This is a genomic window from Rhodopseudomonas palustris (assembly GCF_003031265.1).
GTDB lineage: Bacteria > Pseudomonadota > Alphaproteobacteria > Rhizobiales > Xanthobacteraceae > Rhodopseudomonas > Rhodopseudomonas palustris_H.
The window spans coordinates 4,254,008-4,266,443 of sequence record NZ_CP019966.1; the positions used below are offsets into that span (position 1 = coordinate 4,254,008).

The following is a 12,436-nucleotide window of genomic DNA, read 5'->3' on the forward strand; positions in this document are numbered from 1 at the left end:
CCTTCGACGTCGCGGCCGTTCCGCCGCAGCCGCAGTTACCAATGTCATCACCGGGCCGGCGCGCAGCGCCGAGACCCGGTGATCCATCAGCCAAAACGATGGATGGCCGGGTCAAGCCCGGCCATGACTGTTTCGGGAGGGCTCAGAAGCCCTGCCCCAGGCAATCATGCCGGAGCCCGAGCCCGCGGGCCCTAAGGCAGTCATTCCGGGGCGCAGGCGAAGCCTGCGAACCCGGAATCCCGAGGTGTTTTGCGTTGAGCCGCTCGGGGTGGCCTGAACTTCGAGATTCCGGGTTCGCTCACTGCGTGAGCGCCCCGGAATGACGTTTGGGGGCGGGTGCGAGCGTCCAGCGTTACACCCCGCCGAGAGCGACCTCAGCCCAGGTTAAGTTCCTTGAAGAAGTCGTTGCCCTTGTCGTCGACGATGATGAAGGCCGGAAAGTCGACGACGTCGATCTTCCAGATCGCCTCCATGCCGAGCTCGGGATATTCCAGCACCTCGACCTTCTTGATGCAGTGCTCGGCGAGGTTGGCCGCGGCGCCGCCGATCGAGCCGAGATAGAAGCCGCCGTACTTCTTGCAGGCCTCACGCACCGCCGGCGCGCGGTTGCCCTTGGCGACCATCACCATCGAGCCGCCGGCCGCCTGGAACTGATCGACGAACGAGTCCATCCGCCCTGCGGTGGTCGGACCAAACGCGCCGGAGGCGTAGCCGTCCGGAGTCTTGGCGGGGCCGGCGTAGTACACCGGATGGTTCTTGAAGTAGTCCGGCAGCGGCTCGCCCTTCTCCAGCCGGTCGCGCAGCTTGGCATGCGCGGCGTCGCGCGCCACGATCATGGTGCCGGTCAGCGACAGCCGGGTCTTGATCGGATGCTTGCTCAGCGTCGCGAGGATGTCCTTCATCGGCTGGTTGAGGTCGATCTTCACCACCTCGCCGCCGAGCGCCTGCTCGACTTCCGGCAAATACTGCGCCGGGTTGTGCTCGAGCTCCTCCAGATACACGCCGTCCTTGGTGATCTTGCCGAGCATCTGCCGGTCGGCCGAGCACGACACGCCGAGGCCGATCGGCAACGAGGCGCCGTGGCGCGGCAGCCGGATGACGCGGACGTCGTGGCAGAAATACTTGCCGCCGAACTGCGCGCCGACGCCGAGGCTCTGCGTCATCTTGTGGATTTCCTGCTCCATCTCGACGTCGCGGAACGCGTTGCCGAGTTCGGAGCCGTGGGTCGGCAGCGCATCGAGATAGCGCGCGGAGGCGAGCTTCACCGTCTTCATCGTGGTCTCGACCGAGGTGCCGCCGATCACGATCGCCAGGTGATAGGGCGGGCACGCCGCGGTGCCGAGCGTCATGATCTTCTCTTTCAGGAACGCCAGCAGCCGGTCGCGCGTCAGCAGCGACGGCGTCGCCTGGAACAGGAAGCTCTTGTTGGCCGAGCCGCCGCCCTTGGCCATGAACATGAATTTGTAGGCGTCATCGCCCTCGGCGTAGATCTCGCACTGCGCCGGCATGTTGTTGGCGGTGTTCTTCTCTTCGAACATCGACAGCGGCGCGACCTGCGAGTAGCGCAGGTTGCGGCGCAAGTAAGCGTCGCGCGCACCTTCCGACAGCGCGGCTTCATCGTCGCCGTCGGTGATGACGTTCGCGCCCTTCTTGCCCATGATGATCGCGGTGCCGGTGTCCTGGCACATCGGCAGCACGCCGCCGGCGGCGATATTGGCGTTCTTCAGGAAGTCGAGCGCGACGAACTTGTCGTTCGGGCTCGCCTCCGGATCGTCGAGGATCTTGCGGAGCTGCTTGAGGTGGCCGGGCCGCAGATAATGGTTGATCTCGCCGAACGCCGCCTCCGACAGCGCCCGCAGCGCCTCGCGCTCCACCACCAGCATGTCGCGCCCGAGCACCTTCTCCACCCGCACGCCATCCGACGTGATCTTGCGATAGACGGTGTCGTCCTTGCCCAGCGGAAACAGCGGGGTGTGCTTATAGGGCGGAACCGGGGTGGCGGCAGACGGAACGGGCGTGGGAGCGTTCATGGAGGGGGCCTCGAATGGGTAAATTCGCGGCCCTGTCTAGGCGGTTTCGGCGGGATTTTGAAGGGTTCAAAACGGGAGGGTGGAGAGCGTCATGGGACCTGCCCGGCCACATCGGGGCCAACTGGACCTGCCGCATCTTCCGGTGGCGGCTCAGTCAGGAGGCCATCCTGTGGGACATCCACATCGGGCTCAGATTTCAGTACGATGGGCTGGGCCAGTACGGGCCGCTCTTGCGGTCCGGTCAGCTCCTGCTCTGCCGCATCGCGCATCGCTTCCGTATTGACGCTCGCGGGCTCAGCCTTTGCCTCCGGAAGACGCGGTGCAGTCCGCTGCCAAGCCCGCAGATGCTGCCCAGCTTGATCGTAGGCGAGGGGGACAATCGCCTCTAGTTCGGCGATGAAATTCTTGCGCTGTGCGAAGCGGGCGCCGATATCACGCACCATGATCACGTCGAACGACGTCACCACCTGCCCCGCCTTCTCATCTACAGCTTGATCGACGTTCTCTCGAAGCGCTGCGAGCGGTCGCTGAGTGCTACTGGTTCGTCCCGGCCAGTACAGACGGATATGCCAGTTCTCGTTCGTCGTGGGCGGAAACTGGCGCAGTAGCCAGTTCAGCCTCGCCTTCGTTCCCTTCTTGTCGTCAGGCGCCCTCAGATGCATCGAAACTGCGAGCGAGCGCGTTTTGATGTCTGCAGTGACCTCCAGAGGAGACGCCGCGTCCGGCACAATCAACGTGGCGGCGAGAGAATGCTCCTCGCACAAGTGACAGCTATCAGCCTTGGCTCGCGCATCGAGGTCGCGAAGATGTTCCCTCGGGATTCGCGGCGAGACTTCGACGCCGAGTTGTCGGCTCATCGTCAGCGACAGGTCGCGCACGACTTGGTGCCATGCTCCAACGATCTCGCGTGTCACAGCAGAGTTAGGCGACGGCGCGGCCCCCGCCTGAACAGATGCCACCAGGTCGGTCCAACACGCGGGCATCTGATCAAAGCCCTTCACTCCGGCGCTTGGGTGCGTGAGAAAGCGGACCATTTCGTTGAGGACAAACCTCTGATCGCGATCGAGGATCTCATCGTTGGCAAGCAGCAGGCTCGCTTCGGTAAGGACGTGCATCCAAGACCAGTGAAACAGCTCGATCTTACGTCGCGCGGATACTGAGACCTGCAAAGGGTGAACAGCCGGGACAGCGGCAAACTGATTGGAGATCGTAATCAGGGCGTCGATGTCGTTCTCGCGCGCAAGCGCTAAATAGCTTTCGACTTGGCCGACCTCCAGCTCAGAATTTCCGACCTTGGCTTCGACCAGAGCTCGCCACTGACGATTACCCGTAGTGAGAACAATCAGGCCGTCCGGCCTCATCTTGTCTGACTGAGACGAGAAGCAGACCTCAGTAAAGGTCTCGATCCTCGTTCGGGGCCCAGCGCGCTGGCCGACCGTATTCATCATCGAGCGACCGAACTCATCCACATTGGCAAGACACGCCAACAGGATCGACGCCGTTCGACCTTCCTTTGAGGTATCGGCCAGAACCGGAAAAAGCCGAGCACGCTCACCGCGACTTAAATAGCTTGGAATATCCAACATCGGGGCACCCTGAAATACAACTCAGGGTCGCAATACTGCAGCGATTTCCCGCCAACCGGAAGTCGGAAAATCTCCGTCGATCCCGTATGGGAACCGCAAAGATAAGCGTAGGCGGAACCCTCGCGCGTCACCGCCCTCATCCAAACGCCGCCTATTCTGCTTGCTCTCGCACAGGTATTGCCCCTTGCACACGCTGCTAGTGGCGAGTTTTGGGGCAGGGGTGGGCTCGACGAAAACTGCCGAACGTTAAAGCGAACTGAGCATCCAGCCGTCCCCAAATCCCGCTGGCGCTGATCCAGGTAACTACGCGATCGAGGGAAACTCTGATCTCCTGATTGTCCCTGACCGATGTCCACGCTGATCAGTAGCCGCGAACTTGGTCCTCTTGCATCTGGCTTCGGCGCAAGCTTCAGTACTGCCAGGGACTGAGGAGAAGACCTGATGCTGAGCCGCCTGCCCCATCTCATTGCCACCGCTGCTATCGCCTCGACATTCGCCGCCTCCCCCGCCCGGGCGGATCGTTGCGACGATCTTGCCAAGCAGCTCAAGGCGCAGATCGATGGGATCAGCATCGGCAAGACCGCGGCCAACATGATCTACCTGTCGCATCCGGCCGCGAAAGCGCTGCGGCTGGGGTGTCCGAGCCGCACGGTGAAGAACGAGGTTTACGGCCAGGCGCCGGCGCGAAAACCGTCGCCGGAATTTCAGGACCTGATCGCCAGCGCCGCCGCGATCGTGTTCACGATCCCGAAGCCGGACACGCTGCGCGGCGTCAATCGCTGCTTCGGCCGGGTCGGCATTTTGCGCGGCAACGACATCAAGACCCGCTTCCGCCGGCTCGACATGCGCTGCATCCGCACCAAGACCGACGCCTCGATCTCGATCACCCGCGACAGCAGCGAGTAGCTGCGCGGCCGCTCCGGCGGCGTCCCTCCCCCTCGTCATGTCCCGCAATCCAAAGCCCGGCATTTGAAGCAAATGCCGGCGCAGGGGTGCGCGCAAAGTTCACCGGGCAGCGCGATGATCGCGGTTGATCCGATGCCTACCCGGGCGCGGTCGGTGGCAAGCCGCCGCCGGCGCACCATCTGATCGGGGGACGTTGGCCAACACGAGGAAAGACTGATGAGCAGCATTTCGAACGTGTCGTCGACTCCTGTCTCCCAACCGACGACGCAGGCGAGCCCTCCACCGCCGCCTCCGCCGCCGAAGGACGACAAGGACACGACCAGCATCCAGCCGCCGAAAGCGGCGCTGCCGCCCGGACAGGGCACCCGCGTCGACCAGCTCGCTTAAGCGACGCAAGTTCCGATGCGACGACCGGCCCCGCCTCGCGCGGGGCTTTGGCGTTTGAGGGACGGTGTTCGCCCCGTCTGCGCCAGCTATCGGGCACAACCCTTCGTCTGCTAGACTCCGCCGGCACGACCAGCGGAGTGCCTCCTGATGAGCGACGTCAAAGTCCTGACCGGCGGCTGCCATTGCGGCCTGGTGCGGTTCGAATGCACCACCGACCTTGCGATGGTGACGGCGTGCAATTGCTCGATCTGCACCAAGAAGGGACTGCACTTCACCTTCCTGCCGCCGAAGAGCTTTCAGCTGCGCGCCGGCCAGGACAGCCTGAAGGAATATCTGTTCAACAAACGGGCCATCAGTCACCAGCTTTGCGGCGAATGCGGCGTCGAGGTGTTCGCCCGCGGTGCCAAGCCCGACGGCACCGAAGTGGTGGCGCTGAACGTGGCCTGCATCGACGGCATCGAACTGTCGCAGCTGAAAATGACGCCGATCGACGGGCGGCATCGGTAGCCGGCGGCCACACTTCCCACAGTCATTCCGGGGCGCTCGCGTCCGCGAGCGAACCCGGAATCTCGAAGTTGTTGTGCTCGGGTCAGATTCCGGGTTCGCGCCTGTCGGCGCGCCCCGGAATGACTTGGGGAGAGTCGTTGATCCAAAAGTCCGGCTGTTACTTATCCAGCTCCTTGTAGTGCCGGAAGATGCCTTCTTTGTTGAATGGAATGCGGCGGTCGCTGGCGAGGTAGGCGGCTATATTCGGACGTTCGGCGATCCGGTCGTGTAGTGCGACCAGCTTCGGAATGTCGCGCTCGAATGTCTTCATGTGCTTTGGAAAGGCGTAGCGCAGGCCCTCGACGATCTGAAACAGCGACAGGTCGGCATAGGTCAGCTTGCGCCCGGTGAGATAGGTGCCGCCGCCGGCGACCAGGCGTTCGAAATAACCGAGGAATTTCGGCGCGCGATTGTCCCAGAACTCGGCGGTGCGTTTCTTGGCCGGCTTCCGCTGGTCTTCGTAGTACAGCATCGTGCCGATCGGATGGTGAGTGTCGTGCACCTCCTGCACCAGGTCCGCGATCGTGAGCTGCAGCTGATGCACCCACAGCCGGCCGGCTTCGCTCGCGGGTGCAAGGCCATGACGGCTGCCGAGATACAGCAGGATGTTGGCGGTCTGGCCGATGATCAGCTTGCCGGCTTTGAGAAACGGCGGCGCGAACGGCGGCGTGCCCTGCTTCGCCTGCATCAGTTTCATCATCGTGGACATGCCGGCCTTGTTGCGGCGCGCGGCATCGACATAGTCGGCACCCGCCTCTTCCAGCGTCAGCCGCACGAATTCGCCGCGGCCCTGAATGGTCGGCCAGTAGTACAGTTCGTAAGCCATCGGTTCGGCCCCTGTGCTGATCGACGCGGCTCTGCCCGCGTCACCCCGCTCCGGAGCCTAACAAAAAAGCGCCGCGGAAGGTCCGCGGCGCTTCGATGCTGGATCGCTCGGGAGCAGAGCGTCAGTTGGTCTGCTGGATCGCGGCCAATTCCCAGCTCGCGCCGGGGCGCCGGGTAAAGGTCCAGATCTCGGTGACCTCGATCGGCGTATCGCTGCCGGCGACCAGACGATTGGTACCGCGCTCCAAGGTCTTGTCGACCAGCGAGAACCGCATCGCCACGGTGGCGTAGTCGGTTTCGCCCTCGCGCCAGGCTTCGGCGAGATCGCCCTGCAGCAGCTTCACATCCGACACCTTGTTGATGTCGTTGTTGGCCTTGTTCTCCTCCAGGTCCTTGGAGAAGTACGACGCCATTTCCGGAGTGGCGAGCTGACGCAGCCGGTCGATGTCTTCGTTCGACCACGCCGCCTGGATGTCGCCGAGCAGACGCTCGAACGCCTCGTAGTCGTCAGGCTTGATCTCCAGCGGCCGGTCATTGCTGGCGCTGGCGCCGCCACCGAAGCCGAAGCCGCCGCGCGAGGCCGGCTGCGCCGCCGGATTGGCCGACTGGTTCATCGCATAGGCGCCATCGGGCCGCGGGCCCTGGCCGGCCACCGGACCGGGCGCATAGGCCGCCTGCGGGTTGTTGCGACGCTGCCACCAGCCCCAGGCCAGACGCGCCAGGATTACGACCAGCGCCACCTGCAGCACCAGCCCGATGATCGAGGCGAAGCTGCCGAGACCCGACAGGAAGCCGCCGCCGAACAGCATGCCGAGCAGGCCGGCGCCGAGGAAGCCAGCGGCAAGGCCACCGAGCATGCCCATGCCCGGGCGGTTGAAGAAGCCGCCCTTGTTGGCGGCGGCGCCCGCCGCCGGGCCGCTCATGCCGGGGCTGCCCGGCTGGCTATAGGTGCGGTTGAACGGTTGAGCGGCACCCGGCGCCGTGTTGGTGCTGGGCGGTGCCGAGAAGCTGCGCGAGCCGCGCGAACCGGAGCTCGAGCCGCCGCCGATGCGCGCGTCGGCCGCCGACGTCAGCGCCAACGACAGCGGCATCGCGAGCGACATCGCCACAGCAAGAGCGGTCATAAAGCCGCGGGTGCGGTGCAAGAAATTCATGTTACTCCCTCAATCCCCGGCAGGGGGAAGCTCCGTTAAAAATGGGCACCAGCCTCCAAAAAGGAAGCGGGCGCGTCGTCGCACACCTGCGGCCCTCGGTCGCGGGGAGTACGGTGAACCTAACGAGGCGTTAAGAAATGCGCCGTCGCATTGCAACTGATCGGCAATGCGAACTGGCACCACCATTAGTCTCGTCATCCCGCCTCGTGCCGGGCATCCGCGACACGCGGAGATATCAACGACAAAAACGTGCATGGCCGGGACAAGCCCGGCCACGACGAAATTGAAGGGCATTGCGCTCATCGAAGCGAGCGCTGTCCGCCGCAAGCCTCAGTTCGGCGCCATCGTCTCCTTCACCTTCGCGACCAGCGCGCTGAGCGCGAACGGTTTGGCCAGGAAGGCGAACTGCTCGTTCTCCGGCAAGCTCTTCTCGAACGCATCCTCGGCATAGCCCGACACGAAGATGATCTTCAGCTCCGGATTGCGCGCGCGCATCGCCTTCAGCAGCGTCGGGCCGTCCATCTCCGGCATCACCACGTCGGACACCACGAGATCGACTTCGCCGCCATGGGCATCGAATTCTTCCAGCGCTTCGACGCCGTTGGAAGCTTCGATCACCTCATAGCCGCGGGAGCGCAGGCCGCGGGCGTTGAGCGAGCGCAGGCCTTCCTCGTCTTCGACCAAGAGGATGGTGCCCTGCCCGGTCAGGTCGGCGCGCGGCTTCGGCGCCGCCGGTGCCGGCTCGGGTGCCGTGCCGCTGGCCGCGGGCGTCTCAGCCTGCGGCTCGGCGACCTGCTCGTGGCGCGGCAGATAGATGCGGAAGGTGGTGCCCTTGCCGATCTCCGAATCGACGTACACGAAGCCGCCGGTCTGCTTGATGATGCCGTACACCGTCGACAGCCCGAGCCCGGTGCCCTTGCCGACTTCCTTGGTCGAGAAGAACGGCTCGAAGATCTTGTCGAGAATTTCCGGCGGAATGCCGGTGCCGGTGTCGGAGACTTCGACGCAGACATAGTCGGCCGCCGGCATGCCATTGTGGCCGAGCTGCGAGGCGGCGGAGGCGGAGACGTTGGCGGTGCGGATCGTCAGCTTGCCGCCGTCGGGCATCGCGTCGCGGGCGTTGACCGCGAGATTGACGATCACCTGCTCGAATTGCGAGACGTCGGCCTTGGTCCGCCACAGATCGCGGCCGTGCTGCATTTCCAGCGAGATCTTCTCGCCGATCAGCCGCTTCAACAGCCGGTCGATGTCGGTCAGCGCCTCGCCGAGATCGAGCACCTGCGGACGCAGTGTCTGTTTGCGCGAGAATGCAAGCAGCTGCCGCACCAGCGTCGCGGCGCGGGTGGCGTTCTGCTTGATCTGCATGATGTCCTGGAACGACGGATCGGTCGGCTTGTGCGCGTTCAGCAGGAAGTCGTTGGCCATCATGATGGCCGACAGCACGTTGTTGAAGTCATGCGCGATGCCACCGGCGAGCTGGCCGATGGTGTCCATCTTCTGCGCCTGGTTGACCTGGTTCTCCAGCGCGCGGCGCTCGGTGGTTTCCAGCATGTGGACGATGGCCGCTTCGTTATCGGTCTCATCGCTGACCGCGGTGACGAAGAACTGGCCCCAGCGCTCCTTGGCGCTGGCGAGCATCACTTCGACCGGCGCGATATCGGCCTGCCCCTTGGCGGCCTGCTCGATCGCGCCTGCCAGCACCGCGCGGTCGCGCGCCGACGCCGCCGCCAGGATCGACTTGGACGCCGAAGCACCGGCCGGGTCGAGGCTTTGCGCCAGCTTGGCAAGTCGCGCGTTCGCCCGCACCACCGCACCCGTCTTGTCGACGGTGGCGATCGCCATCGGGGTTTGATCGAAGAACCGCATGAAGCGGATTTCGGCGGCGCGCTGCGGATCGAGCCGATCGTCACGGGCACGGCTGATCACCAGCGTGCGCGACGGGCCGGGAGTGCCGTCGGCGCCGAAGGCGAGCTTGTGATAGAGCCGCACCGGCACGGTCTGGCCGCCGCGTTTCTTCAGGTCGATGTCGAAGACTTCGGTCTTCACCTCGCCCGGCTCGGGCACGATCGAGGTCAGCAGCGCGGCACCGTCGCCCGAAACCACGTCCGACAGCTTCAGGCCACCGGAGCCGATCTCGGCGAGGTCATGATCGAGCCAGTTCGCCAGCGTGGCGTTGACATAGACGAGGTTGCCGGCCGGATTGACCGAGAAGAACCCGCAGGGCGCATGGTCGAGATATTCGATCGCGTGCTGCAGGGTCTGGAACACGTCCTCCTGGCGCTCGCGGTCACGGGTGATGTCGGCGATCGACCACACCGTCTGCCGGGCCTCGCGCTTGCTGGTGCCGAGCGGGCGAACCCGCAGACGCATCCAGCGGCCCTCGGTGCCGTCGGCGCCGGCAACCCGCACTTCCTCCTGCAGCCGCCGTCCCTCGCGCGCCGCCTTGAGCAGCCGGAACACCGCCTCGGAGACATCGGGATTACCGATGAACACCCGCTCCACCGGGCGGACGTCCTGCATCGTCGCCGCACCCGTCAGTGCCAGATAGGTCGAGTTGGCATAGACGACGTGGCCGCCGGCGTCGGTGACTGCGATACCATCGAAAGCGTTTTCGGGAATCGCCCGCAGGATCGGATCTTCGGCGGAGCGGTCGGCGAAGCCGATGATACCGGCCGCGAACGCGAACAGCATGAACAGACCGACCATCGCCAGCAGCGCCAGCAGGCCGAGAATGTAAGGCTGGGCGCCGGCTCGGCCGAGCGTCATGAACGCCACGGCGGCGGCGACGATGGCGCCGGCCAGCAGCAGCACAAGCGCGATACTGCCGCCGCGGCGGGCCGGCTCCGGCGAGGCCGGACGCGGCTCGGGCGAAGCTTGTTGATCGTTGATGGTCATGGTCACCGAACCGGTCCCTTGCCCGCCGGGCACGCGGCGGCGCGGCTCCAACTGCCTGAATCGCGGCCGGAAACGCAAGACCATCCTCCGGCCCGTCCGCAGGCCATCAAGGACAATCCGCTCCGGCTTCCCGCGCCAGGGCGGCGCGCCGCCCGCCCCGCTCCTCGCTGCTGCTGCATCGCCCCGCTCAATTGCTGCGGCCGGACCACGCCCGCTTCAGGTTCATGACGTAACCGATCACCTCGGCGACCGCCTGGTAGTGTTCGACCGGGATCTCATCGTCGATCTCCACCGTGGCGTACAACGCGCGCGCCAGCGGCACGTTCTCGACGATCGGCACGTCGTGTTCCTTCGCGACTTCCCGGATCCTGAACGCCACCGCGTCGACACCCTTGGCAACGCAGATCGGCGCCGACATGCCGCGCTCGTATTTCAGCGCGACCGAGAAGTGGGTCGGGTTGGTGATGACCACCGACGCATTCGGCACCTCGGCCATCATCCGCTTCTTCATCCGCTGATAGCGGAGCTGCCGCAACCGGCCCTTGATGTGCGGATCGCCTTCCGACTGCTTGAATTCTTCCTTGATCTCCTGCAGCGACATCTTCTGCTTTTCGTGCCACTGCCGATACTGGAAGAAGTAATCACCGACCGCCACGAAGGCGAGCATCGCCACCACCGCGCCGAGCAGCTTCAGCGTCAGCGCCACGGTGACGCCGAGCAGCGCGGAGACGTCCATCTTCAGCAGCGCGTCGAGCCGGTCGTGCTCAGGATACAGCACCGCCACCATCACGATGCCGAGGGCCACGACCTTGAACAGGCCCTTGAGGAAGTTGGCCATCGCCTGCTTGCCGAACAGCCGCTTGGCGCCTTCGAGCGGCGACAGCTTGCTGAATTTCGGCGTGAGCGCCTCGGCGGAAAACACCAGCCGGTGCTGGATCATGTTGCTGGCGATCGCGACGATCACCAGCATCAACAACGGAATGCCGATCGCCGCCAGCGTCGCGTAGGACAGGCTCTTGGCGAGCGCGATCAGCCCGTCGCCGTCGACGCGGAGCATCCAGGACTTTTCGATCAGATTGCGCATCGGCGCGAGAATGCCGGCGCCGATCGACTCGTGGAACGAGGACAGCACCAGCGTGGCGCCGGCGATCAGGAACCAGGTGTTGACCTCCTGGCTCTTGACCACGTCGCCGCGCTTGAGTGCATCGTCGAGACGTTTTTGTGTCGGCTCTTCTGTTTTCTCGTCACTGTCCTCGGACATCGTTCAGCTCCGAACGACGCCGAGCGTCAGCGTGGCATCAGATCGTGCATCACGCCGCCGAAATAGCCGAGGAAAGCGCCCATCATCGTGGTCAGTACCACCGCGAGCACGATGAAGCCGATCACGATCGAAAGCGGAACGCCGACGAAATACACCTGCATCTGCGGCATCAGCCGCGCCAGCACGCCGAGCCCGATGTTGAACACCAGGCCGAACACCAGGAACGGCGCCGACAATTGCAGGCCGAGCTTGAACGCAGCCGCGAACGCCTTGGTGGCCAGCGCCGCGACGTCGCCGGTGTGCATCAACTCGCCCGGCGCGAACACCTTGTAGCTGTCGCTCAGCGCCTGGATCACCAGATAGTGCATGTCGGTGGCGAACAGCAGCGTGACACCGAGCATCGTCAGAAAATTGCCGACCACCACGCCCTGCTGGCCCTGGGTCGGATCGACCGCCGAGACGAAGCCGAGCCCGAGCTGCTGGGCGATCACCGCGCCCGCGACCTGCAGCGCCGACAGCGTCACCCGCGCGGTGGCGCCGAGCACGATGCCGACCGCGATCTCCTGCAGCATCAGCACCAACAGCGGCGTCAGCGACGACATGTCGATCTGATAGGCCGAGCGATGCAGCGGCAGCATGATCAGCGTCAGCATGAGCGCGATCGACAGCTTCACCCGCGTCGGGATGTTGCTCTCGCCGAACGCCGGCATCAGCATCACCATCGAGCCGATGCGTGCGAACACCAGCATGAAGGTGGCGGCGAGCGCCGGCAGGAAAGTCAGGTCGATGCGCATCGCGGCTGTCTGATTCGGAGCGCGCGTCAGAAGGTCGTGCGCCACAGCCGCG

The 12,436-nt window shown here is 64.8% G+C and carries 10 protein-coding genes; 3 read left to right on the forward strand and 7 right to left on the reverse strand.

The features are described 5' to 3' along the window. Nucleotides 1–374 precede the first annotated feature (374 nt). Together RPPS3_RS19780 and RPPS3_RS19785 are read right to left on the reverse strand one after the other, a co-directional pair. Nucleotides 375–2,030: a fumarate hydratase gene (locus RPPS3_RS19780; protein ID WP_107345588.1), complete on the reverse strand. Its 1,656-nt coding sequence runs from the start codon at nucleotides 2,028–2,030 to the stop codon at nucleotides 375–377. An 89-nt stretch (nucleotides 2,031–2,119) separates the two neighbouring features. Beyond that, entirely contained in the window at nucleotides 2,120–3,616 is a 1,497-nt protein-coding gene (locus RPPS3_RS19785) for a hypothetical protein (RefSeq protein WP_199852157.1), read from the reverse strand. 441 nt (nucleotides 3,617–4,057) lie between these two features. Here RPPS3_RS19785 and RPPS3_RS19790 point away from each other — a divergent pair, with 441 nt between their 5' ends. The 3 genes from RPPS3_RS19790 (at nucleotide 4,058) to RPPS3_RS19795 (ending at nucleotide 5,416) form a co-directional block, all read left to right on the forward strand. Beyond that, nucleotides 4,058–4,522 carry a hypothetical protein gene (locus tag RPPS3_RS19790; protein ID WP_107345589.1) on the forward strand — a complete coding sequence of 155 codons (465 nt, stop codon included), beginning with the start codon at nucleotides 4,058–4,060 and terminating at the stop codon, nucleotides 4,520–4,522. A gap of 216 nt (nucleotides 4,523–4,738) precedes the next feature. Further along, on the forward strand, nucleotides 4,739–4,909 hold the full coding sequence (locus tag RPPS3_RS24680; RefSeq protein ID WP_199851760.1) for a hypothetical protein: 171 nt from the start codon (nucleotides 4,739–4,741) through the stop codon (nucleotides 4,907–4,909). 147 nt (nucleotides 4,910–5,056) lie between these two features. Continuing rightward, nucleotides 5,057–5,416 carry a GFA family protein gene (locus RPPS3_RS19795; protein WP_107345590.1) on the forward strand — a complete coding sequence of 120 codons (360 nt, stop codon included), beginning with the start codon at nucleotides 5,057–5,059 and terminating at the stop codon, nucleotides 5,414–5,416. A gap of 157 nt (nucleotides 5,417–5,573) precedes the next feature. Here the strand turns inward: RPPS3_RS19795 and RPPS3_RS19800 are convergent, their stop codons facing one another. From RPPS3_RS19800 to fliR, 5 genes are all read right to left on the reverse strand, one after another. Continuing rightward, the gene (locus RPPS3_RS19800; protein WP_107345591.1) at nucleotides 5,574–6,281 is read right to left on the reverse strand and encodes a glutathione S-transferase family protein; all 708 of its coding nucleotides are present in this window, start codon (nucleotides 6,279–6,281) and stop codon (nucleotides 5,574–5,576) included. Nucleotides 6,282–6,402: 121 nt separating this feature from the next. After that, on the reverse strand, nucleotides 6,403–7,434 hold the full coding sequence (locus RPPS3_RS19805) for a Tim44 domain-containing protein (RefSeq protein ID WP_107345592.1): 1,032 nt from the start codon (nucleotides 7,432–7,434) through the stop codon (nucleotides 6,403–6,405). A 330-nt stretch (nucleotides 7,435–7,764) separates the two neighbouring features. After that, nucleotides 7,765–10,329 carry a cell cycle histidine kinase CckA gene (gene cckA / locus RPPS3_RS19810; RefSeq protein WP_434006785.1) on the reverse strand — a complete coding sequence of 855 codons (2,565 nt, stop codon included), beginning with the start codon at nucleotides 10,327–10,329 and terminating at the stop codon, nucleotides 7,765–7,767. Nucleotides 10,330–10,516: 187 nt separating this feature from the next. Further along, the gene (flhB, locus tag RPPS3_RS19815; protein ID WP_107345594.1) at nucleotides 10,517–11,590 is read right to left on the reverse strand and encodes a flagellar biosynthesis protein FlhB; all 1,074 of its coding nucleotides are present in this window, start codon (nucleotides 11,588–11,590) and stop codon (nucleotides 10,517–10,519) included. 26 nt (nucleotides 11,591–11,616) lie between these two features. After that, entirely contained in the window at nucleotides 11,617–12,384 is a 768-nt protein-coding gene (fliR, locus tag RPPS3_RS19820; RefSeq protein ID WP_107346693.1) for a flagellar biosynthetic protein FliR, read from the reverse strand. Nucleotides 12,385–12,436: the final 52 nt, after the last annotated feature.